Annotated in this window: 24 protein-coding genes and 1 tRNA gene; 18 read left to right on the top strand and 7 right to left on the bottom strand. The window is 71.5% G+C overall.

Translation table 11 applies throughout. From position 1 onward, the window contains the following. The first annotated feature begins 307 nt into the window (after nt 1-307). Complete coding sequence (locus AB0G74_RS03085; RefSeq protein WP_361139874.1) at nt 308-1,285, top strand: bifunctional DNA primase/polymerase; 978 nt, start codon at nt 308-310, stop codon at nt 1,283-1,285. A gap of 85 nt (nt 1,286-1,370) precedes the next feature. On the opposite strand, the gene AB0G74_RS03080 is transcribed toward AB0G74_RS03085, so the two are convergent. The 3 genes from AB0G74_RS03080 to AB0G74_RS03070 all read right to left on the bottom strand — a co-directional run bounded on the left by AB0G74_RS03080 (nt 1,371) and on the right by AB0G74_RS03070 (nt 3,670). After that, the gene (locus tag AB0G74_RS03080; protein ID WP_361139872.1) at nt 1,371-1,619 is read right to left on the bottom strand and encodes a hypothetical protein; all 249 of its coding nucleotides are present in this window, start codon (nt 1,617-1,619) and stop codon (nt 1,371-1,373) included. A 504-nt stretch (nt 1,620-2,123) separates the two neighbouring features. After that, the gene (locus tag AB0G74_RS03075; protein WP_361139869.1) at nt 2,124-2,879 is read right to left on the bottom strand and encodes a glycosyltransferase family 2 protein; all 756 of its coding nucleotides are present in this window, start codon (nt 2,877-2,879) and stop codon (nt 2,124-2,126) included. Between the two features lie 2 nt (nt 2,880-2,881). Further along, the gene (locus AB0G74_RS03070) at nt 2,882-3,670 is read right to left on the bottom strand and encodes a GntR family transcriptional regulator (protein WP_361139866.1); all 789 of its coding nucleotides are present in this window, start codon (nt 3,668-3,670) and stop codon (nt 2,882-2,884) included. A gap of 650 nt (nt 3,671-4,320) precedes the next feature. Here AB0G74_RS03070 and AB0G74_RS03065 point away from each other — a divergent pair. The 14 genes from AB0G74_RS03065 (at nt 4,321) to AB0G74_RS03000 (ending at nt 15,458) form a co-directional block, all read left to right on the top strand. Further along, the gene (locus tag AB0G74_RS03065; protein WP_361139992.1) at nt 4,321-4,590 is read left to right on the top strand and encodes a DUF6284 family protein; all 270 of its coding nucleotides are present in this window, start codon (nt 4,321-4,323) and stop codon (nt 4,588-4,590) included. A gap of 14 nt (nt 4,591-4,604) precedes the next feature. Continuing rightward, nucleotides 4,605-4,853 (top strand): DUF6303 family protein, encoded by a 249-nt coding sequence (locus AB0G74_RS03060; RefSeq protein ID WP_361139863.1) that lies wholly within the window; start codon nt 4,605-4,607, stop codon nt 4,851-4,853. Between the two features lie 68 nt (nt 4,854-4,921). Beyond that, complete coding sequence (locus AB0G74_RS03055; RefSeq protein ID WP_361139990.1) at nt 4,922-5,998, top strand: conjugal transfer protein; 1,077 nt, start codon at nt 4,922-4,924, stop codon at nt 5,996-5,998. A gap of 160 nt (nt 5,999-6,158) precedes the next feature. Then, the gene (locus tag AB0G74_RS03050; RefSeq protein WP_361139860.1) at nt 6,159-6,536 is read left to right on the top strand and encodes an RRQRL motif-containing zinc-binding protein; all 378 of its coding nucleotides are present in this window, start codon (nt 6,159-6,161) and stop codon (nt 6,534-6,536) included. A gap of 21 nt (nt 6,537-6,557) precedes the next feature. Further along, nucleotides 6,558-6,959: a DUF6251 family protein gene (locus tag AB0G74_RS03045; RefSeq protein WP_361139857.1), complete on the top strand. Its 402-nt coding sequence runs from the start codon at nt 6,558-6,560 to the stop codon at nt 6,957-6,959. Between the two features lie 96 nt (nt 6,960-7,055). Beyond that, on the top strand, nt 7,056-7,271 hold the full coding sequence (locus AB0G74_RS03040; RefSeq protein WP_361139854.1) for a DUF6257 family protein: 216 nt from the start codon (nt 7,056-7,058) through the stop codon (nt 7,269-7,271). A gap of 110 nt (nt 7,272-7,381) precedes the next feature. Then, nucleotides 7,382-9,562: a cell division protein FtsK gene (locus tag AB0G74_RS03035; protein ID WP_361139987.1), complete on the top strand. Its 2,181-nt coding sequence runs from the start codon at nt 7,382-7,384 to the stop codon at nt 9,560-9,562. 142 nt (nt 9,563-9,704) lie between these two features. After that, nucleotides 9,705-9,956 carry a hypothetical protein gene (locus tag AB0G74_RS03030; RefSeq protein ID WP_361139852.1) on the top strand — a complete coding sequence of 84 codons (252 nt, stop codon included), beginning with the start codon at nt 9,705-9,707 and terminating at the stop codon, nt 9,954-9,956. A 40-nt stretch (nt 9,957-9,996) separates the two neighbouring features. Then, nucleotides 9,997-10,185, top strand: a complete 189-nt coding sequence (locus AB0G74_RS03025) for a hypothetical protein (RefSeq protein ID WP_361139849.1) — start codon at nt 9,997-9,999, stop codon at nt 10,183-10,185. A gap of 11 nt (nt 10,186-10,196) precedes the next feature. After that, complete coding sequence (locus tag AB0G74_RS03020) at nt 10,197-10,937, top strand: PP2C family serine/threonine-protein phosphatase (RefSeq protein ID WP_361139846.1); 741 nt, start codon at nt 10,197-10,199, stop codon at nt 10,935-10,937. 87 nt (nt 10,938-11,024) lie between these two features. Continuing rightward, nucleotides 11,025-11,873 (top strand): bifunctional DNA primase/polymerase, encoded by an 849-nt coding sequence (locus AB0G74_RS03015; RefSeq protein ID WP_361139843.1) that lies wholly within the window; start codon nt 11,025-11,027, stop codon nt 11,871-11,873. Nucleotide 11,874: 1 nt separating this feature from the next. Beyond that, nucleotides 11,875-13,350, top strand: a complete 1,476-nt coding sequence (locus tag AB0G74_RS03010) for an ATP-binding protein (protein WP_361139840.1) — start codon at nt 11,875-11,877, stop codon at nt 13,348-13,350. Between the two features lie 435 nt (nt 13,351-13,785). Then, nucleotides 13,786-13,977: a helix-turn-helix domain-containing protein gene (locus tag AB0G74_RS03005; protein WP_361139837.1), complete on the top strand. Its 192-nt coding sequence runs from the start codon at nt 13,786-13,788 to the stop codon at nt 13,975-13,977. 65 nt (nt 13,978-14,042) lie between these two features. Next, on the top strand, nt 14,043-15,458 hold the full coding sequence (locus AB0G74_RS03000) for a site-specific integrase (protein ID WP_361139835.1): 1,416 nt from the start codon (nt 14,043-14,045) through the stop codon (nt 15,456-15,458). A 142-nt stretch (nt 15,459-15,600) separates the two neighbouring features. On the opposite strand, the gene AB0G74_RS02995 is transcribed toward AB0G74_RS03000, so the two are convergent. Further along, a tRNA-Ser gene (locus AB0G74_RS02995) sits at nt 15,601-15,690 on the bottom strand. 90 nt (nt 15,691-15,780) lie between these two features. Next, nucleotides 15,781-17,421: a trypsin-like peptidase domain-containing protein gene (locus tag AB0G74_RS02990; protein WP_361139832.1), complete on the bottom strand. Its 1,641-nt coding sequence runs from the start codon at nt 17,419-17,421 to the stop codon at nt 15,781-15,783. A gap of 228 nt (nt 17,422-17,649) precedes the next feature. Here AB0G74_RS02990 and AB0G74_RS02985 point away from each other — a divergent pair, with 228 nt between their 5' ends. The 3 genes from AB0G74_RS02985 (at nt 17,650) to AB0G74_RS02975 (ending at nt 21,150) form a co-directional block, all read left to right on the top strand. Next, nucleotides 17,650-18,465 carry a glycerophosphodiester phosphodiesterase gene (locus AB0G74_RS02985; protein ID WP_361139830.1) on the top strand — a complete coding sequence of 272 codons (816 nt, stop codon included), beginning with the start codon at nt 17,650-17,652 and terminating at the stop codon, nt 18,463-18,465. Nucleotides 18,466-18,848: 383 nt separating this feature from the next. Beyond that, nucleotides 18,849-19,454 (top strand): ATP-binding protein, encoded by a 606-nt coding sequence (locus AB0G74_RS02980; RefSeq protein ID WP_361139827.1) that lies wholly within the window; start codon nt 18,849-18,851, stop codon nt 19,452-19,454. A 703-nt stretch (nt 19,455-20,157) separates the two neighbouring features. Next, on the top strand, nt 20,158-21,150 hold the full coding sequence (locus AB0G74_RS02975; RefSeq protein ID WP_361139824.1) for a DUF5926 family protein: 993 nt from the start codon (nt 20,158-20,160) through the stop codon (nt 21,148-21,150). Nucleotides 21,151-21,532: 382 nt separating this feature from the next. Here AB0G74_RS02975 and AB0G74_RS02970 read toward each other — a convergent pair whose 3' ends face one another. Then, the gene (locus tag AB0G74_RS02970) at nt 21,533-22,195 is read right to left on the bottom strand and encodes a hypothetical protein (RefSeq protein ID WP_361139821.1); all 663 of its coding nucleotides are present in this window, start codon (nt 22,193-22,195) and stop codon (nt 21,533-21,535) included. A gap of 176 nt (nt 22,196-22,371) precedes the next feature. Then, the gene (locus tag AB0G74_RS02965) at nt 22,372-23,055 is read right to left on the bottom strand and encodes a bifunctional DNA primase/polymerase (RefSeq protein WP_361139818.1); all 684 of its coding nucleotides are present in this window, start codon (nt 23,053-23,055) and stop codon (nt 22,372-22,374) included. Nucleotides 23,056-23,745: the final 690 nt, after the last annotated feature.

Here is a 23,745-nt window from a genome sequence, read left to right as displayed (position 1 = left end):
TCCATGCAAGACGACTCCGAGCGCCGGTCCAAAGGGACCGAACGCGCCGGATCGCGAGGACGGCGTCGCGCCCCCAGAGTTGCCCAACGAACCCCCGCCGAACTACCCAAGCCGGAGCGATTCCCCCTCAAGCGTGAGGACAAGCAGATAAACCCCTTTCACGCCCGCAGACCGGTACGGATCGCCGGAACCGAACCGGCCCAAGTGCCCCAAATCCCGGGCGCCACAAGGGGCGAACCGTTACGGCGCCCCTCGACTCCGTCACCCCCCTCTACCGATCTTCGAACACAAGTACGAAAATGAGCTCATGGCCCTGCCCGACAGAGAGACCTCCACCCTCGTTCTCGCCCACGCCCTGGCCGCCGCCGAACGCGGCCTCCCCGTCATTCCGCTGTCCGCCTCGAAACTCCCGGCACTGCGATCGCCGCACCGCGACGAACCCGCCCCCGGCCGGGCCCCGGAAACCGCCGGGACCGAACGGTGCCGCGGCGCCTGCGGGCTGCCCGGCCACGGCGTCCACGACGCCACCACCGATCCGGCGGCCGTACGCGCCCTGTTCGCCGCCGCGCCCGGGGCGACCGGCTACGGCATCGCCTGCGGCAGGGCACCGCACCGGCTGATCGGGATCGACCTCGACGTCACCACACCGGGCAGCTCCGGCACCCCCGGTGACCAGGACCCGGAACCGTCCGCCCCGGAATCACCCGCGTCCTTCGCGGCGCTGCGGGACCTCGCGCTCCGGCATCTGTTCACGATCCCGGAAACGGTCACCGTGATCACCCCGAGCGGGGGACGTCATCTCTGGCTCACCGGCCCGCCCGATGTCACCGCCCCCAACTCCGCGAGCCGGCTGGCCCCCGGGATCGACATCCGGGGGTACGGGGGCTACCTCGTCGGCCCCGGCTCGGTGACCGCCCGGGGGACGTACCGCCTCGCGCCCGGTACGGCCCGGCTCGCGCCCGCGCCCTGCCCGCGCACGCTCCTCCGGCTGATCGCGCCCCCCGCGCGCCCTCACCACCCCGGCGCTTCCCGTCCGCGCCCCTCCCACGGCCACGGCCTGGTGCACTTCGTCCGCGCCGCGCATCAGGGCCAACGGAACACCCGGCTGTTCTGGGCCGCCTGCCGGGCCTACGAGAACGGCATCGGCGAGACCCTGGCCGACGCCCTCACCCGAGCCGCCGTCCACGCCGGACTCCCCGAACCCGAGGCCCGCGCCACCATCGCCTCCGCCCGCCGCCTCACCTCGGAACAGCGGGGCCGCCGCCACGGGACCGCCGCGCCGTAGCGCCCGTACCACCGGAAAGGGGTGCCCCGCCGACGGGGCACCCCTTCACAACCGATTCCGGGTCCCGGCGTCCCGGGCCCCGCGACTACTTCTTGCCGAAGAGGCCGCCCTCGAACTTCGCCCAGTCGTACATCTGGTGCACGGCCTGCCCGAAGATCGGGATGCTGATGTGCTCGAAGACGTCCTCGAGCAGATCGATGTCACCGGTGTTGTAGATCAGCGGCCCGTTGATGTTGATCAGACCGCCCCCGGCGCCGGGAGCCGCCTGCTTCTCCTGGGCGTGCGCGGTACCGCTCGACAGGGTCAGGGCGACACCAGCCGCGACAGTCGCCACAAAAGCCGCACAACGAACACGACGCTTCACGAGCACTCCGATCCAGAGGTCTGTTTCCATGAAGTCCCACTGAAATCAGCCCAGGCTCAACTCACCTGTGAACAAGGGGAGTTGAGAAGGTTTCGCCTGTGGGGGGCTGAGATGGACGTCAGCCTGCCACCAGGTCAAGGGCAAGTAAAGTACCTGGAAGTGTTGATGTGATCATGACCGAATCCCTACCACCTGACCGAAACCCACCCCGCCCTTCAGCCCCCCGCCCGCTCTAACCGCCGCCCCGGACCAGCGCCCGGACAGACGAAAGGCCCCTGACCGTTCACGCTGGTCAGGGGCCGTTCCATCAGGCGGTGGGTGTGGGATTTGAACCCACGGTGACATCGCTGCCACGACGGTTTTCAAGACCGGTTGCTGGGGAGACATCGCCCCGCCGGTGGCCTGGCCCTTTGCCATACCCTCGAACGAAAAAGCACCCCCGTTGGCCAGAGGTTGGCCAACGGGGGTGTCCATTCAGGATCCGAAGCGCCAGCCCTCGAAGCGGGCAAGCGCCTCTGCTCGCGCCCTGATGACTGTCATCCGGGCCTGCCACTCACCCTCATGCACATGAGATGCGTGACTCGTGACCTGCCCCGGCCACTTCCGGTAGAGCAGACCCGTCTCGGCAGTGAACCAGCCCTGGGCCACGGCGCTCAGGGCTAGCAGCAACCCCGTGTCCTCCGAGGCTGGCAGCGCCATCCACCCGCCAAGAGCCAAAACCAGGTCCCGGCGGGCGAACAGTGTCGCCGGATGAACTTGCGCCCGGCAATCGTTCGCCTGCCAGTGCGCGAGGACTGCGCCTCGCTCGATAGGCCCCTGCGGTGGGTCCTGATCAAACCCAACAGTCGACCCGTCCGGGAAGAGGTCGAGAACCCGGGACGTGGCCCAGCCAAGGGCAGGGGCCTCCACGAGCGCGGCCAAGTCGCGGGCCAGCGCTCCCGGTGTGAGCATGTCGTCCGCATCAAGCGTCTTCACGTACTCGCCGCTCCCTCGCGACAGGGCGAGCGTCCGAGCCATCCCGGCCCGCCCCGGCCTGCCCTGGGCGAAACTGATACGCGGATCGTCAGGGATGTGCGGAGCAACGGCATCCGTCTCGCCGTCTTCCTGGATGATCCACTCCCAGTCCCACCCGTCAGGCAGGCGCTGGGCAAGGAGTGACTTATAGGTGTCCGCGAGGTGGTGGGCGGCGGGTGCGTGAACAGCCGTGATCACCGAAATGCGACGGCTCACGTCTACCACCTCGCCAGAGGTGTGGTGAAGATCAGTTCAGTGCGATCGCCGGGCAGCGTCACGTCAGAGACCTCCACCACGCGGCCGTCCGTGTCGATCGACGTCTTCCGCAGAACAACCACGGCGATACCCCCGTGCAGACCCAAGTCCTCGGACTCCTCAACCGTGGGCGGACGGGCCGTCACGCGCTCCACCACTCGATCCAGCTCGATACCGATGGTGTGCAACTGGTTCTGGGTCCCACCCGGCCACGGTTCCTTGGACGGGTCGAGCAGCTCGGGGTTGGCCGCTACCTGCTCGTACACCAGGTACGACCGGGCGATGTTGAATGGCGTGTCCTCGTCCCGGTGGTTGGTGCGATAGACGCGCTCAAGCAGTCGGGTGCCGACCGGTACACCGAACTGCTCCGCGAGGTCTGGGGTGGCCGGCACTTCCGCGAAGCTCGCGTGGAACTCAAGATCCGAGATCGTCAGACCGGTGTCCCGCTCAGTCGCTCCCGTCGAGAGCCGGTCCTCTTCACCAGCCCGCGCCCGGTCCTTCTCCCACTGGTGGCGGGTGTTCTCCCGACGTACCAGCTTTCGGGGCTTGCGGACGAAGTTCCCCACGCCGTGCTTCTTGTCGATCAGCCCCTCAGCCAGAAGCAGAGCAAGAGCATCCCGCATCGTCGGCAGGCTGGTCCTGTACTCCTTAGTCAGCGCCGTCTCTGCGGGGAGACGCTGACCGGGCTTCAGCTCACCAGCGCGAATGCGCTCACGAAGCTGTCCGGCGATCCGCTCGTACCGCTTGGCCATCGTGGCCTCACCATCCCTGCTCGTTGACCAACTCAGGATAAGTCCTCAAGAGGAGTTGACGTCTCGCTCAGGGTACGCCATAGTCGAGTCACTCCTAAAGAGGAGTTGAGGACAGGATCTCTTTAGCAGTGCCCTGTCCCGCTCCGGGATAGTCCGGAGGGTCCGGTGAAAGGGACCCGAAGGAAGCGTTCGGCCTTTGAGAACTGAACAGAGTGTGTGTTTGAACGGCGGGGTGGAAGTCCCCGTCCCTGTGGCGGCCGGGTGAGGGCCGTCGGCGGCACACCTTGCTCGTGTGTCAGCGCTGGAGAACACCGGCGGGAATCATCCCTCCCTTTTCGGGAGGTCAGCCCCTCGGGTGCCATCTGGCACACGGCCGCCCTGCTGGCGTCAGAGCAGCGACGATGACGCACCCGTATCCGGCATCTCGGGACCCGTACTCCGCCGCAACGGAGCCGGGTGAAAGCCGCTTCTCGACCATCGCCGCCCGGCTGGGCGGCCGGTTGCCTCTTCCCGCCCGTACGGCCCTCTGGGTCGTACGGGCGGGGTGGGGGGAGCTGAGAGTCCGCTCCAACGGCGTGAGGTCCCGGAGGTGCAACTCCGGGACCTCGGTTCGGGCCGTTTCACCGGAAGGAGAAGAACGACCCATGGGCATTGTCCCTGACCTGACGGTCGCCGGGGCGGTTACGGCGTTCGCGCCGTGGCTGGAGCCGACGGCGGCTGAGCTGGACGAGATCGAGCGGGAGATGCCGCTGATCCTGGCCGAGGTCGATGAGCTGGATGTTCGGATCGCGGTCCTGGACCGGGTCCCGTCCGAGCTGGACGACCGCCGGATCCGGCGGGCCCGGCGCCGGGTGATGGCGGCCCGCGCGGCCCTGACGAACCGCCCCGGTACGCCGGGGTGGGCGGGGGGTGCGGCGTGAGGTACCGGGCCCGGATGTCCCACACCCCCTGGGGGGCGTGGGAGGTGTACATCGCCTCGGACAGCCCCTCGAAGGACTGGCCGGTACACGAGTTCGGTCGGAAGCTCCCGACGCACGAGGAGCGGTCCGCCGCCCTTGCCGCGCTCGGCTTCGCGCCGGTCGACGGCGCGGTGTGGGAGTGGACGGAGGCGCCGGGGGAGGACACCCGCTCCATCTGGCTGACGGGCACCCTCGACGTCCGCCTGATCGGCGGTGGGTCGTGAGTGCCCCGACGGCTCGCCGGTCCCTGACCCGCACACAGAAGGCCGTTCTCGCGCTCGCGTTCGTGCCGATGCTGGCGACCGGTGTCGCGGGCGGGTACGGCACCTACAGCAACATCGCCGCCGCGTACGGGCCGGGTACGGCGCTCGGTGCGGTGGCGGCCGGTGAGGGCGCGACGGCGGTGCTGGCTCTGGTGTTGCTGGGGCTGACGCTGCTGGGGCAGTCTTCGCCCGCCGTGGTGCGGGCCGGTCTGTGGGCGCTGCCCGCCGCCGCGTCGCTGATGTCGGCGATGGCCGCCCCGGACGGGGCCCGGACCGTCATCTACGCCATCACCCCGATGGGCATGACCATCTCGGCGGAGGGCATGGCGTTCCTCGCCCGCCGGATCGTCGTCCACACCGACGGCCGCGACGCCGAGTCTGAAGCCCGGGACGCTGCGACCGTACGGGCCCTTGCCTACCACCGGGCCCGTGCCGCGTCCCACCCCTCCGCGTCGGTCCGGCGCCGGTCGGACCGGGCGTCGTGGCGGCTCGCCCGCCGGATCGGCGCCGGTGACGTCTCCCTGGGCGGCCGACTGGTCGACGTCCAGCGGACCCGGATCATCGGCGGCGCCGATGCCGCGCTGGCCGCGATGTTCGGCGCGACGATGGAGGCTCCCGTCATCACGGGGCCGACCCCGGCCGCCGACACGGCCCAGCCGATCGACCCCGCGAATGCGGAGGAATCGACCCAAGATCCTACGAAACGGTCTACCTCTGACCTGCCCGGATCGAGCCCGGTGGTGGTTCGGATCGACCGCATCACGGTGCCCGATCCGATCGACCCCACGGCCACCAAATCGGCGCCGATCGTCAAGGCCCCGGCCGTGGCGTCCGGGTCGGGCCGACGGGCGATCGGGGCCGACGGCCGCCGCCCGCGCGCGGTGACCGGCCGGGTCCCGGACGCGGCCCGCACGGCCCGTCCCCGCCGCACCCCCGATCAGCTTCTGGCCGAGGCCCGGACGCTGACCGCCGACTGGCCCGACGACCGGCTGACCGCCGAGGGCATCCGCCGGGAGCTTCACATCTCCCCGGCCACGGCCCGCCGTCTGCGCGACACGATCCGCACCGACCGGACCGGGGGAGGTACCCATGGGCATGTGGCGTGACAAGACCTCGCGCCGGTGGGAGATCACCCGGCCGGACCCCGGCCCCGCGTCCTCTGCCGGGCAGGCCCCCGGCCAGTGGGCGCGCTCCGGCCGCCGCCCCGAAGACGGCGCCACCGACCGCATCGGCCGACGCAGGCGCAAGCCGAAAGCGAGCTGAGCCGTGAGCCCCGGCCCCGGCCGCTGCTACGACCCCGCCGGCGCCCGCCACGGCATCCCCACCTACCCGTGGCGCCTCGCCCCCGATGGTCTGGCGACCCGTCGTCAGCTCCGCGCCGCCGGGCTCCGGCCCGGCGGCCAACCGGTCGCAGCCCAAGTTCTGCGCCCGCGTCGCGGGCGGGGGCCGCTGACCGCCTACCTCTACCGGGTCGACCGGGCCCGCCCGGTCCGGCCGATGACCCCCGGCAGGCACGCCGCTCTCGCGGCGGCGATGCTCGCCCGCCGCACCTGCCCGCAGTGCTGCCGCGACGCCGGATACGTCATCCCGGCGTCGCTTGGCACGTGCGTGACCTGCCACGACGAGACCCGGGCCGCTGTCTGAGCGGCCCGCAAGGAGTCCGCCATGACCCATCTGCCCGAGCCCACCCCCGGCGGGGTGCATCCGGTGGTGGTCCGTCTCCCGGACGGCACCTACGGATACGCACCCCCCGGCACCCTCCCCACCCCCCACCAGCCGCACGGCGCCACCCCGGTGCCTCAGGTCGTCCACGTTCACCAGGCTCCGCCGGACCGGACCCTTCAGCGCGTCGCCCTCGGTGGCGGGGTGGGCGCCGGGGCCGTCGGCGCGAGCGTCTATTTCGGCCCGCTGCTGGTCGCCGCGATCACCTCCATGGCGGTCTCGCTGGCCGTGGTCGCCCTCGTCATCGTCTGCGTGACCTGGGGACTTGCTACCGCGATCAAGTCGATCGGCGGGCCCGACGGTACAGCCGCCGCGAAGAACATCGCCCGCGCCCGCAAGCCGTGAGCTGTCGGTTGCCTGTCCCCGCCCGGCCGCGTCCTCGACGTGGCCGGGCGGGGGCGGGGAGCCGGGACAGACCCGGCCCCGGAATGGGGATCCCAGATGGCGAACCAACGAGACACCAGCGGCGGCACTCCGCGTCTGACGGCCGGAGAGATCGCGAAGATCGCGTGGCTGACCGCCCGGATGGCGAAGCGGGGTCTGGCCGACGACCGCGTCTACGGCGGCCGGGTCTACCAGGGCGACCTTGAGCGGCGCGTGGACCGGATCCTCGATGGCGCCCGTGCCCGCGAGGGGGGGCGCGGTCGGCGCAGCTAGCTATGCCCCGGGGCGGCCGTCCACTGCCAGGCGACCGGCCGCCCCGGGCCCTTTCACCCCCTTGTGACCGCCACCCGGCGAGCCGGGTGGGGGAAGGAGACGTGTTCAGCATGGACGAGGAGCGGGAGTCCGGCCAGTATCCGGACGCGGGACCGACCGGCGGGGCTGAGGTGGTGGACCTGGGCAAGGCCCGTGCCGCCCGCGAGCCTGCCCCTGCCGAGGGCGGTCCGGCCGCCACCGGTGACGACGGCGGCACGGGTCCGGGTGTAGTTCTGGTGGACCAGCCGGTTCCCGCGGCTGCGGGCCCGGGGTATCTGGGCCGTCTGGCGGGGGCGCGTCGGCGGGCGGTCGTCCCGCCGTGGCTGCGGTCGTCGGCGGAGCTGCGGACCGCGTGCGGGTGGGTGGCGCGTCACTACGCCCACATGGTCGGGTATCACGCGCTGCGGGCTCCGGTGTACGCGGCGCGGCTGGGGCTGCGGGCCCCGGTCGGTGCGGCGCGGTTCACCGGGGGTGTGGTGCGGTGGGTGGCTGACTGGGAGGGTGAGCCGGTCCGGCAGGCGTCGGTACGGCGTGAGGACGCGGTGGAGTACCTGCGGCTGTCCCAGCAGCGTGACGACCGGGTACGGCTGCGGACCCTGGTTGCCGCGCTGGCCGCGTTCACCGGCCTTGCCGTGGCGCTTGCGATCTACGTGCTGGCGCCGGGCTGGCTGCAAGCCGTGTCCGTCGGCGCGGTGCTCCTCGCTCTGGGGGCGGCCGGGCGGCGGGCGGACGACCCGGTCGTGCACCGGGCGGTCGACGTCCCCAAGGCCATGAAGCTCACATCGGACATCGTGCTCCGCGCGCTGGGTGCGCTGGGGATCCCGGCGATCAACCAGGCGCAGGGCAAGGGGCGGGACGGGTTCGAGTTCACCGCCCCGATCACCCGTGACGGGCCCGGCTGGCGTGCCGAGGGGAACCTTCCTTTCGGGGTGACGGTCACCGACATCATCGAGCGCCGCGAACGGCTCGCCTCTGGTCTGCGGCGCCCGCTGGGCTGTGTGTGGCCGGAGGCGGTACCGGACGAGCACACCGGCCGTCTGGTGCTGTGGGTGGGGGACCAGGACCTGACGAAGGCGAAGAAGCCCGCGTGGCCGCTGGCCAAGACCGGTTCCGTGGATCTGTTCAAGCCCGTCGCCTACGGCACCGACCAGCGCGGACGGTGGGTGGAACTCACGCTCATGTACATCGCCGGGGTGATCGGCGCGATCCCCCGTATGGGCAAGACGTTCCTCCTGCGTCTGCTGCTCCTGATCGCCGCCCTCGACCCGAGGGCCGAACTCCACACCTACGACATGAAGGGCACCGGCGACCTAGACCCCGTCGGGCACGCGGTCTCCCACCGGCACGCCGCCGGGGACGACGACGACTCCCTCGCCTACGTCCTCGCCGACTTCCGCGCGCTGCGGGAGGAACTGCGGCGCCGGACGAAGGTGATCCGGTCCCTGCCCCGGGACATCTGCCCGGAGTCGAAGGTGACGTCCGCGCTGGCGGACAAGCGGTCGCTCGGGCTGCATCCGATCGTGATCGGGGTCGATGAGTGCCAGGTGCTGTTCGAGCATCCTGAGCACGGCAAGGAGCTGGAGGAGATCGCGACCGACTTGGTCAAGCGCGGTCCCGCCACCGGCATCGTGCTCCTGCTCGCGACCCAGCGCCCCGACGCGAAGTCGCTCCCGACCGGGATTTCCGCGAACGCCGGGGCCCGTTGGTGCCTGAAGGTGATGGGACAGGTCGAGAACGACATGGTCCTCGGCACCTCGTCCTACAAGCGCGGGGTTCGGGCGACGATGTTCGCCTGGGGTGACAAGGGCATTCACTACTTCGTCGGCGAAGGAGCGGATGCCCGGATCGTCGCCTCCGTCTACGTGGATGCTCCCGGCGCCGAGGCCATCGCTGCCCGCGCCCGTCTCGCCCGGACCAAGGCCGGGCTCCTCACCGGCCACGCCCTGGGCGAGGAGCCCGAGACCGTGACCGGACCCGCGTACGACCTCCTCGCCGACATCGTCGCCGTCGTCCCCGCCACGGAGGCGAAGGCGTGGTCGGAGACCGTGGTTGCCAAGCTCGCCGAACTGCGGCCCGAGGTCTACGACGGCTGGGAGCCCGACGCGCTCGCCGCCGCCCTCAAGCCCCACGGCATCAGCACCGTCCAGGTCGGCCGCCGGGTGGACGGCAAGGTCGTCAACCGGCGCGGTATCACCCGTTCCCACATCACCACTGCGATCGCGGAGCGTGACGGAAACCGGGCTGCGGGATGACCGCCCGGGGGCGCTAACGCTAGCACCGGCCCCCGCTAACGTTAGCGCCCCCGCTAGCACCTCAAACCCGGCCTGATCAGGCTGCTAGCGGCTAGCGGCCCACCTGCGGAAACCCTTCGAGACCGCCCGGGAGGGCCCCTTCGTGACCCCTACCCTGCTCGCTATCGCCACCACCATCGCTATCACTTTCTGTTACGCCGGGCTGTGTGCCGCCGCGCCGTTCGGGACCTGCCGACGCTGCCACGGCGCGGGCTGCACCATCCGCACCGACCGCCGGGGACGCCCCCGGCCCGGTAAGGCGTGCCGCCGCTGCCAGGCCACCGGCCGCCGGATCCGCGTCGGCCGCTGGCTCTACAACCGGCTCGCACGCACCTACCGCGCCGGAACCCGATAACCCCGCACGGACCAACCAGAAAGGAACGGGACACCCGCCCATGGCCGTGACCGTCTCCCTCGTCGCCCTCTTCGGGCTCGTCCTCTACTTCCTCCTCCGCTCCGGAAGCCTCACCCCCGGGGCCGCGTTCGCCGCCGCCGGGTTCGGGTTCTTCCTCGCCTCCACCGGCGCCGCCCAGCCCATCAACGAAATGGCCGCCGCGGTGATCGCGGCCATCCCCGCGCTCTAGACAGGAGACTCGTGATCATCACCACCGCGACCGCGTCCCGCCGGGGCACCCGCAGCTACAACGCCGACGCCACCGCCGTGCACCGACTGCCTGGCTCGCCGATGGTCGCCGCGACCGTCGTGGACGGCATCGGCAACACACCCGCTGTCGTTCGGTTCTCGACCATCGCCGCCGAGGTCATCGCCCGTGTCGGCGCCCGGCGCGGGCCGCTGCTCGGCATCCTCGCCGCCGCTGAAATGGCCGCCGGACCCCTCACCGATCAGGTAGACGACGGTGTCGCCGCATCTGCGGTCACCAACGAAGAAACCGGCACGTCGCTGATCGCGTGGACCGGCGACGCTCGGATCTATGGCTGGAACGGCGAACACCTTGTCCAGCGGTCGACGGACCAGACGATGGGCACCTGGCTTCGCCGCTGGGGCGGCACCGGCGTCACCCTCCACCGCGACGACCACCCCGACGAAACCGTGCCGACAGAGGCGGGCGCCCGGGTGCTGGACGACTATGCCCGCTCCCAGCTCGCCCACTGCTCTATCGCGACCGTGCCCATGTGCCAGATCTACGACCGGCTCATCGTCCTCACCAGCGATGGCGCCCACGGTCAGACCACCCACGCCGCCATGGAAACCCTGACGCGGGAGTACGGCGACGACCCGCAGAGGCTCGCCGAACTGATCGTGGCCGCCGCCGAGGGCGACGCCGACGGGTACCGCGACGACGCCACCGCCGCCGTCATCCGCCTCACCGACTGACCCAAGACGTACGAGGGCGGCCCCCTTCTCGCCAAAGTCCGGGGCCGCCCTCACCCAGCCCGACCCAACGAACTGGAGGTCTCCAGCATGACCCATGACCGCCCGTCCCTGCTACAAGTCGCCCTCGACCTCGCCCGGCGGGGCGTGCCCGTGCTCCCGTTGCGGGAGAAGCGGCCCCCGGCGAACTGCTCCGCGTGCCGGAACACGATGTGCGGGGGGCGTCCGCACATGCGCGTACCGGGCCCGTGCGCGTGCCCGCTCCCCTGCCACGGCTGGGCCGCCGCGACGGCCGACCCGCGGACTCTCACCTCCGCGCAGTGGGCGGCTGACTGGCACCACGCGACCGCCGTCGCCTACCACCCCGGCGGCGCCGGGGTCACCGTCCTCGACCTGGACGACCCGGCCGCCGTCGCCTGGGCCCGCCAGACCCTGCCCCCCACCCGGACCGTGGCCACGACGCGCGGTGAGCACTGGATCTACCGGGGCGCCATGCGGTCCGCGAACGCGGTCCGGCCCGGCGTCGACATCAAAAGCTCCATGGCCTATGCCCGGTGGCTCGGCCCCGGGGTCGGCGCCATGGCGCCCCTGCCCGCCGCTGTCCGGGCGCTGGTGGTCCGGGAGACGCCTGTACCGGCCCCGGTCCGGCGGCCGGTCGCGGTGTCCGCGCCGGGCGGGGGCGGGGCGTGCCCGCACCGCTCCCCCGTCTATCTGGAGCGGGGTATCTCGATGGCTGAGCAGCGCATCACCGCCGCTCAGGCCGCGATCCACCACACCGTCTACTCCGTGTTCCTCGCCGTGCTGTCCGCGCACGGCCGGTGCGGATGCCTCACCGATGGCCACGTGGGGCGGCTGTTCACCGCCGCGCGGGCCAAGGGCGAGAGCGTGCGGCATTGCTCCGACGCGTGGGCCAACGCCCGCACCGCCCTGGGGGTGTGACGTGTCCGAGGACGAGAAGACTCCGGCCCGGCAGATCATCACCGACTACGCCCAGGCCCACTTCCGGTACTTCCGCACCGTCGACGGGACGGTCTACGCCCAGCGCAACGGCCACCCGGTCGCCCGGCCGATCCGCTCCCAGGGCACGACCGGGAGCCACCGTCAGGAACTCATGGTCGGCCTCTTCCGTGACGGGGTCGGCGTATTCAACGGCACGGCCTTGAAGGAGGCACTCGACTTGATCGAAGCACTCGCGCTCACCGAGGACGTGCAGCCCACCCATATCCGCGTCGCCCCCGGATTCGACGGGGCGACCTGGCTCGACCTGGGCCGCGACGACGGCCAGTCCGTACGCATCCACCCCACCGGCTGGGACATCCTCACCCCCGACCCACAAGAGGTGTGCTGGCGGCGTACCCAGCTCACCGGCGAACTCCCCCTCCCCGCCCGGGACACCGACGGCAAGGGCATCGACCTGCTCCTTCGGCTGACCAACTTCGCCGGGCCATCAAGCGAGTGCCTGGCCATCGCCTGGCTCATCGGCTGCCTCGAACCGTCCGTCCCTGTTCCGGCCCCGTTCCTCACCGGCCCCCAGGGCGCCGGGAAGTCGACCGCCGGGCGGATGCTCACCCGGGTGATCGAGGGCATGACCGGGGACCTGCGCCGGGCCCCGAGGGACGAAGAGAACATGATCACGGCCGTCGCCGCCGGATGGGTCACCGCCCTCGACAACCTCTCCCACCTGCCCCCGGACCTGTCCGACCTGATGTGCTGCATCGTCACCGGAGCCGAAAGCATCAAGCGCGCCCTGTTCACCGACGGCGACGTAGTCCGCTCCCGCTACCGGCGCCCCATGCTGCTGACCGGTATCGACGTCGGCATCATCCGCCCCGACCTCGCCGAACGCCTCCTCCCCCTGCGCCTCGTACGACCCCGGGTCCGGCGGACCGAAGCCGAGCTGTGGGCGGAGTACGCGGAGGTGCTGCCGGTGGTCCTGGGCTCGCTCCTCGACCTGACGGTGCGGGTGCGGGCCGCCGAGGCGGACACCCCCACCGATCTGCGGATGGCGGACTTTGCCCACCTGTGCGCCCAGCTCGACGCGGTCGCCGGGCTCGGATCACTGCCCGCCTACCGGGCCAGCCTGGACGACCTCAACGACGATGTCATCGAGGGCGATTTGCTCGCGCAGACGGTCCTCAAGCACGCCGCCGGGTTCGCCCCGGGCGCGGAAGCCCGGATGACTTCCTCGGAATGGCTGCACGCCCTGTCCGGCCTCTACAGCGGCGAGGAATGCCGCCCCCTTCCTAAAGGGTGGCCGACCACCGGCAAAGTCCTCTCAGACCGCCTCAAGCGCCTTCAGCCCACCCTCGCGGCCCGGGGCGTCCTCATCGACTGGGGCCGCACCCGGGAAGGCCGCTACATCGAGATGACCCGCCCGGCGGACCCGGAACCGGGCCAGCAGGAGCCTGCGTTCTGACCGCGCCGTCCCGAAAAGGCAAGAGGAGCACGGCGCCCCGGTGCTCCTCTTGCTTCTCCGGCGGCGACAGCCGCCCTGCAAGGGTCGCGCCGCGAAGCGGCCCCTTCTTCATGTCCTGAGCAGGGCGGACCACCACAGACACCACCCCCGTTTTTTCCTAAGAAGGGGAACGCTGCGTCACGTACGTCACAAGTGCCCGACAGACGGCCGGTGACCTGCGGAAAGGGGCGTGACGCAGACCCCGGAATCCTGCGTCACCCCTGCGTCACCGCGTCACCCCGTGACACGGGCCTGTGTCACCCGTGACGCACCCCGCCCCCTTCTGCGTCACAGAAAACCGCAGGTCAGAAGCCTGATTGACGCAGATGACGCGGTGACGCAGAAATCCCAGCTTCGGACACATCAGCCACCTGCCAGCAGCGAAGGAGTCGCGCCGTGGCCCGTCCCAAGATGCTCAAGCTTCGCGAAGTCCTCGAAGAGATCGACATGAGCCGCGCTGCCTTCTATCGGCTTCGCGCCCGAGGACATGCGCCCACCCTCCAGAAGCTTCCGAACGGTCAGCTCCGGGTCAGCCGGACCGATCTGGACGCGTGGTGGGAGCGCTGCGAGAAGCGAGCAGCCGCCTGACCTAGCCGTCCGTTCCAACAGGAGGGGGCCGCCCCGACGCGGCCCCCTCCGCCTTGAGGTGATCAGTGAAGAGTTACAACGTCCGTATCTGGGGCATCCGCCGCCGGGCGAGTAAGAGCGCCCCCTTCCAGGTCCGGTGGACGGTGGCGGGCAAGGTTCACCAGGCACCGTTCGCCACGAAGACGCTCGCCGACGCCCGACGGGCCCAGCTCCTGACCGCGTCGAGGGTAGGTGAGCCGTTCGATGTAGCAACGGGCCTACCGCTCTCGGAGCTCCGGGAGATCACGTCGCCTACCTGGTACGAACACGCTTGCGCGTACTCCCTGATGAAATGGCCACGCTCCTCGGCCAAGCACCGGGCCAGCATCGCCGAGGCGCTTGCGGTCGTCATTCCGACCTTGGTCACGACCCGGCGCGGCGTCCCGGACCCGCGAACACTGCGAACCGCCCTCTACCAGTGGGCGTTCCGTGCCGTTCAGGGTCCCGGCGGCGTGCTGGTGGGTCGGCCGACCGTGGAGGAACCGCCCGCCGAGATCAGTACTGCTCTGGCCTGGCTGGCGTCGCACTCGATGCGCGTCAGTGAGCTGGAGAATCCAGACCTTCTACGACCTGCGCTTGAGGCGACGTCACGGCTCCTGAACGGCCGGAAGGCGGCCGAGAACACCGCCCGGCGGAAGGTCATGGTCCTGAGCAACTTCCTCCGGTACACGGTGGAGGAGAAGGGGCTGCTCCCGTTCAACCCGTTGGACCGGGTGGACTGGTCGACGCCGGAGGCTGACGGTGAAATCGACTTCCGGTACGTTCCGGACCCTGCGCTGGCGCGGTCCCTGATCGCAGCGGTGCGGCGCCGAGGTGCGCGCGGGCAGCACTTGGAAGGGTTCTTCGGTTGCATCTACTACGCCTCCACTCGCCCGTCTGAGGCTGCTGCGCTGAAGGACCGGGACTTCGACCTACCGCCGGACACACCCGCGTACGCAGAGGCGTGGGGGGTCGTTCTCGTGGAGGAGAGTCGCCCCGAGGTAGGGAGCGGCTGGACCGACGACGGCACGCCGTACGAGAAGCGTGGGCTCAAGCACCGGACCCGCAAGGCGTACCGGTCGGTGCCCATCCCGCCTGTCCTCGTGCGGATGATCCGGGCCCATATCGCCGCGTACGGCGTGGCACCGGACGGCAGGATCTTTCGGGGCGCTGACGGTGGTCGGGTCAGCTCTACGGAGTACTGCGACGTCTGGGCGTCAGCACGTACCGACGTCCTGACAGAGGCAGAGCTGGAAACCCCTCTCGCAAAAGTCCCGAGCCTGCTGCGAAGCGCGGGAGTCTCTCTGTGGATCAAGGCCGGTGTGGACCCGGTGGAGGTCGCCCGGCGCGCCGGGCACAGCGTCGCCGTCCTCTTCCGGTTCTACGCCCGGATCTTGCGGGGGCAACAGAACGTGGCCAACGAGAAGATCGATGCTGCCCTGTCCGAGGGGTCTGACCAGTGAGAATGCCGCCCACCGGTTGGCCACAGGTTGGCCACGCAAGCTGGTCGACAGTGGGACAGAGCGGTTCGGGGTGAGACAGGGTGAACACAGAAGGGGTGCCCCGGATCCGGGGCACCCCTTCTGACCTGCTACTTCTCTCACCTGGCGGTGGGTGTGGGATTTGAACCCACGGTGACATCGCTGCCACGACGGTTTTCAAGACCGTTCCCTTAGGCCGCTCGGGCAACCCACCCCGTCCGCGCGGCGACCGGCGCGGAGCGGCCTACAGAGTACCGGGACGCCGGAGGGTGTCGCAGCAGACTTCCGGGGTGGGCGGGGCGGGTCAGCTGTCGCCGGTGCGGGAGCCGAGGGTGAGGGTGACCTTGGACTCCTTGCCGCCGCGTTCGTAGGTCAGGGTGACCTTGTCGCCCGGCTTGTGGTTCCAGATCTCGCTGATCAGGGTCGGGCCGCTGTCGATGGGCTTGTCGTCGAAGCTGGTGATGACGTCGCCCGGCTTCAGACCGGCCTTGGCGGCGGGGCCGGACGGGGGGACCGCCGGGGTGCCGTCGGTGCCCCGGTCGGCGATCTTGGCGCCCTCGGTGGACTCGGACATGCCGACCGTGGCGCCGATGACGGGGTAGACCGGCTTACCGGTCTTGATGAGTTGGTCGCCGACGTTCTTCGCCTGGTTGATCGGGATGGCGAAGCCGAGGCCGATGGAGCCCGCCTGGCCCAGGGTGCCGCCGGTGGACTGGATGGCGGAGTTGATGCCGATCACCGCGCCGCGGGAGTCGAGCAGCGGGCCGCCCGAGTTGCCGGGGTTGATGGAGGCGTCGGTCTGCAGGGCGCTCATGTAGGAGCCGCGGGTTCCGCTGCCGTCGCCGGAGGCCACCGGACGGTTCTTGGCGCTGATGATGCCCGTCGTGACCGTGTTGGAGAGGCCGAAGGGGGCGCCGATCGCGATCGTGGAGTCGCCGACGGCGACCTTCTCGGAGTCGCCGAGGGGCAGCGGGGTCAGTCCGGCCGGGGGGCTCTTCAGCTTCAGTACGGCGACGTCGTAGCCCTCCGCGCGGCCGACGACCTCCGCGTCGTACTCCCGGCCGTTGGAGAACGTCACCGCCAGGGTGCCGCCCTCGGCGGCGGTGGCCACCACATGGTTGTTGGTGAGGATGTGGCCCTGCTGGTCGTAGACGAAGCCGGTACCCGTACCGCCGCCGCCCTGGGAGCCGCCGGGGAGGTCGCCGCGGCCGTCGCCGCCGCCGCTCGACTTCGCCTCGATGGTCACGACGCTGGGCAGCGCCTTGGCGGCGACCGCCGCGACCGTGTCGGGGGCGCGCTTGAGGTCCTTCGGGATCTCGGACGACGTGACCGTCGTGGAGGCGCTGTCCTCGTTCCGCTCGGACGCCGCCCAGTAGCCCGCGGCACCGCCGACGCCGCCCGCGACCAGCGCCGCCACCAGGACCGCCGTCACCAGGGCGGTTCCCCGCTTACGCGGGGGCTTGGCGCCGTCGGCCGGGGGCTGGGCGCCCCAGACCGGGCCGTCGCCGCCGTGCGCCGGGGAGGCGAACCCGGCGGTCTCGGTGGACGCGGCGGCCGGAGGGGGCGGGGACGCCCAGCCGCCGTCGGCCGCCGGGTACGCGGCGGTGCCGGTGCCGGTGTCCGTGTCCGTGCCCGCGCCCGGCTGCTGCGGAGGCGGCGGCGCGGCGGGCGGGGTGTGCGCGGCGGCCGGGGGCTGGGCGGCGGCCGGGGTGTACGCCGGGGGCGCGACCGGAGCGGCGGGCGCCGGGGGAACCGACGGGGCTTCCACCGGAGGGGGCGGAGGCGGCGGAGAAACGGAATCGGCGGGCGCGGGACCCTGCGCCTCGGGTGACTGCGGCGGGGGCGGCCCCTCGGGAGCGACGGGCGGCACAGGGGGTACGGGCGGGGCGGACGGGGTCGCCGACTGCCGCGCCGCGCCCTCGTTGCCCTCGTACTCGGTGCTCACGGCTCATCTCCTCAGGTCGCGAAGTCCGCGCTGCAAGTGTCTCGAATGTTCTCGGATCAGCATTTCCCACGGCCCGTCAGAGCAGGGTAAGCGGGAGCTGTGCCTCTTCCACCATTCCTTTATAAGCGACAAAACGGGCCGATGGCGGAGGCGGACGAGGACCTGCCGCGGCGGGCCTTCCCGCGCCCCGCGCACCCGCCCCGCCCGCCGCGGTGGCACCATGACGCGGTGACCCCAGCACGGCAGCAGAACATCCAGGTCGTGGCCCACCGAGGCGCCTCCGAGGACGCCCCGGAACACACGCTGGCCGCGTATATGAAGGCGATCGAGGACGGCGCCGACGCACTCGAATGCGATGTACGGCTCACCGCCGACGGGCATCTCGTCTGCGTCCACGACCGGCGGGTGAACCGGACCTCCAACGGGCGCGGCGCCGTCTCGGCGCTGGAGCTGGCCGATCTCGCCGCCCTCGACTTCGGCACCTGGAAGGGCCGGGAGGACTCCGTCGAGAGCCCCGACTGGGGCGATCCGTCGCTCACCTCCGTCCTCACCCTGGAGCGGCTGCTCGAACTCGTCGCCGACTCGGGCCGGCGGATCGAGCTGGCCGTCGAGACCAAGCACCCCACGCGCTGGGCGGGCCAGGTGGAGGAGCGGCTACTCCAGCTCCTGGGCCGGTTCGGGCTCGCCGCGCCCGCGGCGCCGGACGAGTCGCCCGTACGAGTCATGAGCTTCTCGGCCCGGTCGCTGCACCGGGTCGCGGCGGCGGCGCCGACCCTGCCCACGGTCTATCTGACGCAGTTCGCCGGGCCCCGGCTGCGCGAGGGGCGGCTGCCCGCGGGCGCCCGGATCGCCGGGCCCTCGATCCGGATGGTGCGCAACCATCCGGAGCACGTAGAGCGTCTTCACCGGGCGGGACAGCGGGTCCATGTGTGGACCGTCGACGATCCGGCGGATGTGGAGCTGTGCGTCAGGCTCGGCGTCGCGGCGATCATCACCAACCGGCCGCGACAAGTACTGGAGCAGCTCGGCCGGACCACCGGCTGACACCGGCCCGGGAGACGGCTCGGGCCCGGCGGAGAGACCCCGGGCGGACGGGGCGCCGACGGGCGGACCACCGGCGGCCGGGGGCGGCGACGGCCCGGCGGGCGGCGGACGCGGCGGCCGGGACGCCGAAAGCCGTGTAACTCGCGCCACAGATCACTCTGCACATCTCCTTCACATTCCCGCCCGCTTCCCCCTGGTGCGCCCCGATAACGGCTGGAACGACCCGTCATAGGTGCACATGGCACTCACTACGGGGAGTGCACCGGCGCATTCGCACCGTACTGTCCGGTCAGTAGTGCCCCCATCCGGCCACCCGGCCTCGGTTTCCGGTTCAGTCCATCGGGGCATTCACACGGTGGCGTGGGGCAAAGGAGGTCTCGGGGGTGGCGTTGGTGGTGGCACAACACGTGCCCACGTCGTCGAGCATGGCCGTACCCCATGGCCCTGCGGGCGTGGGTGAGGCGAGGCATCGCATGCGTGAGCAGCTGCGTATGAGCAAAGTGCCCGAATCGGTCATCGACGACGCGATGCTGATTCTTTCCGAGCTGCTGAGCAATGCCTTCCGGCACGGCAGGCCGCTGGGCCTGGCCGACCGGGGCGACGGAGACATCCGGGCTGCCTGGCGGGTGGACCGGTCGGGGCGGCTGACGGTCGAGGTGACCGACGGCGGCGGCCCGACCAGGCCCGTTCCGTCGACGCCATCGGTGACCGCGCGCGGGGGCCGCGGCCTCCAGATCATCACGGCGCTCGCACGGGAGTGGGGCGTACGCGATCATCCGGCCGGCGAGGTCACCGTATGGGCGCTGGTGGCAGAAGGCAGCGGCCACGATCCATTCGCTACGCGCGTCACCACCGGTGTCCCGGGCGGCGGGTTCGGCTTCGTGGAGCCGTACGACGGCGTGCCGTACGACGGGGTCGCCTATGACGGCGCGGCGTACGACCGAAGGCCCGGTGGCGCTCCCGGCGGGGAGCCGCGCGACACCGCCTGAGCGGAGCACCGGCCCGAAGACGCCGCCTCGGAGCGGCGCGCCCCGCCGTACGGCGTTCCGGCGGGGCGGGCCGTCGAGTGACGTTCGCGCGGGGCATGTTCCCGGGCCCGGGCGACGGCACCGGCACGGATCACCGGCACGGCGGAGGACTTCCCGGCGCGCCGGGAACCGTGCCGACGAGCCGCCGGGTCACGGCCGAGCGGCGTGGCCGCAGCACGATGATCCCGTCATCGGACGGCCCCGGGCGGCGTGGTGACCCGTACCGCCGACAGCCGTACGACTCCCCCGCGCACCCCTGTCGCTTCACGGCGCCGCCCGTCCCGCCGGGACCGCCGAGCGCCGTCGGGCGCCGTACGTTTCCGGCCGACCGATTTCCGGGCCGCCGAGCGGTTTCCGGACGGACGGCGCCTTCCCGGGGCGGGCGGGCGTTTCGGAGCCGCCGTACGCCTCACGGGGCGGTCGTACGTCCCACCGGACCCCCGTACGTCTCGTGGCCCGGCCGGTGAACCGCGCGTACCGCCGCCGTCCCGGCGAATCGCGGGCCCCGGTGCCGTCGGCCGGACGGCGCTTTCCCGGCATGGCCTAGGCTCGCGCCAGCACCGACAACACGTACAGCACCACCCATCAGGCGTCATGTGCCCGCGCACCAACCCGGGCTGCGTACGGGCACCGCGCACGCCGTATCCACGGGAGAAGCCCCACCATGGCCAAGAAGCGCCCCCAGACCAAGTCCGCCAGGCAGCAGCCGCAGGGCCGTAGCAGGACCGTCGGCGCCAATGAGCCCGTACCGGTGGTCGGCGCCCGGGAGCCCTGCCCGTGCGGTTCGGGCCGCCGCTACAAGGCGTGCCACGGCCGGGCCGCCGCCCATGCCGTCACCGAGCTGGTCCAGCGGCCCTTCGACGGGCTGCCGGGCGAGGCCGACTGGGTCGCCCTGCGCGAGCTGGTCCCGGCCTCGACGGTCGAGCTGACGCTCAAGGACGGGCTGCCCGACGGTGTGCCGTCCGTGACGCTGGCGACCGTACTGCCGATGGCCTGGCCCGCGCTCCGCCGCGACGACGGCTCCGTTCTCCTCGGCCTCCAGAACGACACCGCGTCCGGCGATCTGAGCCGCGACCTCGCGGACACCCTCGCCCGCGCGCTGACCGCGGAGCCCGGCACCCCGGTCGGCGCCGAGCGCGCCGCGTCCGGCGACGGCCCCCGGCTCCAGGACCTGCTCGACCCCGCCGCCCCCTTCGAGCCGGTGGTGCACACCGGGTTCGAGTTCTGGGTGACGGAGGCCGAGTCCGCGGGGCCCGACGTCGCCGCTTCCCTGGAGCGGGCGAACGCCGCGGCCATCCCCACGGTCAGGCTCTCCGGAGTCGACGCCGCCTACTGGTGCGAGACCCCGGAGAAGAACCACCTCCGCTGGGTGATGACGCACCCCGAGGAGAAGCTGCTCGACGCCCTCGCCCGGCTGCACGCGGCGGGCACCTCGTCCCTCGGCGACGACACCCGGCTCGTCGGCTCGTTCCGGGCCCACGGTCTGACCGTTCCGGTCTGGGACCTGCCGTCCGCGATGGGTGCCGAGGAGTGCGAGAAGCCCGCCGCCGCGTTCGCCGAGCGGCTCGCCGGGGCGCTCGCCTCGGACGCCCCGCTGACCCCGGAGGAGCGCAGGGCGCGCGGCGGTCTCACCAATCGGCAGATCACACTGAGCTGAACACGCCAATTATTACGGCCGACGCGCAACTGGCCGGAACACGACCCCGGATGGAATCCCGGGCCGCCCCCGGCCCGGGACCCGTGGTCGGCACGGGTGGACGGTGCCGGGATTAGCGGGTGACTCCAGTCACAACTCCCGCCACACTCAGCCGATTTTCTGTCCGAATAACCGAGATCGAATTTGCGAACCGCAGATCTCTTGTTACCGTTCTTAAGAGCCCGGTCGCTGGTGCATCCCCCGTCGCCAGCGATCGGGCCTCTGTCGTTTCGGAGCCGGGCCCGCCCGGCCCGGTCCGCCCGGTCGCACCGGGCCCGCCGACCGGGTCGTACCGGAGGCTCCGCTTCCTTCCGGCCCTCCGTCCGCCGCCGGCCCCGCTCCCTCAACGCCCGTCCGGGTCACGGTAGTTGCCGCCGGACTCGCTGCCCGAACGGAGCAGCAGCGGCGGCCCGTCCGCCGCGCGGACCGGATCGTCCGAAGCTCCGCCGACACCCCCTCCGGACGCCTCGTCCGGCCGCTCCACCGCCGCGAACTCGGCGATCGCCGAATAGCCGGTGAGACCGCGGGAAGTCATCGCCGGCGTCTCGCAGACCTTCGGCTCGTCACCCGCTTCCACCGCGCAGTTCAACCGAACGGTTCGCCACCCGGGACCCATGAGAGTCAGTACGGAGTTCAATTCCGCGCCGGTGGCATTCCGGTAGTACGTACGCCCCCATGTGGTACGGCCATCGGTCAGTACACATGTCTGCGCTTCGACACCGTGGGGTGAGGTGAGTTCCGGCCCGCAGCGGACCCTCATGATCCCGGCGATCCAGGCCCCGGCCGGTGCGGAATGGGGTACTCCGACAATCGGACCGGCCTTGTTCGCCGCCTTCGGCGGAGTGAGCCACCGATGGATGGGTTGATTTCCGGCCGTTCTGCCGGAGGGGTCGCCCGGCACCGTACGGTTCGCGCCGGGATTAGCGTCCTCGCCCGCGACCGCGGCCGGGGAGACCAGCCCGGCGACCGCCACGACCAGACCGATGGCGACCGTGCGGAGTTTCATGGGCACCTGCCGACTGCGCGGAACCGCTGGACCGGGGCGACCATAACCGGGCCGCGCGGTGACGGAACCAGCCGTACACCCGATTCCCGGACAACTCCGGCGTACTGCTACCCGTTCGGGCGAGGCCGCGGCGCCGGATCGACGCCCGGCCCCACGCCCCCGCCCGAACGGAGAACTCAGTACGCCAGTCGGCTGCCGCCGTCCGGAGCGTTCGTGCTCGCCTCCACCAGGGCGTCGACCACGGTCTCCACATCCGGCAGCCAGGGCGCGTCGGCCCCGGGGCGGGGCGCCCGCTCCCAGCGGACCTGCCCCGTACCTGTCTCCGACGGGGGCAGCACCAGATAGCCGCCGTCCCCGTGGAACCGCAGGGAACCGGGCACCCGGTCCTTCACATACAACAGCTCACCGAGCCGTTCGAGGCTGTACGGAGCCACCAGCAGCGACCATCGGGTCGAGGTCGCCACCACGGGGCCGAGCCGTACGCCCATCCGGTCCAGCTCGGTCAGGGCCGCCGCTCCGGCGAGCGCCGGCAGACTGACCGCGCAGGGCGCGGTGCCGCCGGTCGCCAGCACCACCGGTGCCGCGGGCCGGTTCGACCACCACCAGCTCAGCATGCGCTGATCCGTGGTGGCCGCCAGGATTCCGGGGTCGAAGGGGTGGGCGCCGGGTACGACGCACTCGGGGTCGGGGCAGGCGCAGGCCCGCCCCCGGTCACCGCCGGCCGCGGCCGGTCCCACCCCCGGGACCACGGGCCACTGCCATGCGGCGCAGGTGAGCACCGCTTCCAGCTGAGCAGGCGGTACCGGGCCCCTCTTGCGCCACAACCGGAGCCCGCGTCGCCTTCCGAGGATCTCGCGCATATGCGCTCGTTCCTTTCCGTTGAACGCCGAGGTCCACATCACACCATGTGTGCAGCTCTGTCACTGTGCGTAGGAATACACGCTGTGCGTCCGTACTGCGCTAGGTATGTACCGCTTTACTGCCGCATGTTCCGCGACTGGTGCATACCTTCGGGTCGGCTGGTCGGCGCCGTTCCCGCCCTGCTGTGCCGGTGGCCTCGACCGCCTCCGGCAGGGGCGTCCCCCCGTCGGCCCGCGGCAGTTGGCCGCCCGGGGGCCGACGTGGCCCTGCTTCGTCGAACGCGTTGATGAGGGACGCGTGCCTGACGCTTCTGTGTCCCGTTATAGCCGGACCGCCCCCGCGTGCGCGGGCCGATCCGTGTTTTCCCCACCGCCCGACGGTCGGTCCGGGTGGCCTGTCCGGGGAAACTGCTCAGGTGGCGTCACGGCTCACGGTCTCTAAGACGCCCCGGCCCTTCGCCGGGTTCCGGGGGATCACGAGGACCCCGGACGTCACCCTTTTACCTGCTTTACGCACTTCACGTACCCGTCACGCGCGGCGTGACGCGTCCGGGCGGAGGCCCGCCGACGGCCGCCCCGGAAAGACTCGCTCCGGAAGGCCCGTTCGGAAGGATCAACGTCGAACGCGTTCAGTCGATCGCAATTGACGGCAAGCAGGAGCGATTTCCAGCCAAGTTCCACCGGGTGTGA

Source organism: Streptomyces sp. NPDC020875, from assembly GCF_040641415.1.
Classification (GTDB): domain Bacteria; phylum Actinomycetota; class Actinomycetes; order Streptomycetales; family Streptomycetaceae; genus Streptomyces.
This window is presented reverse-complemented; position numbering and strand designations above follow the sequence as displayed.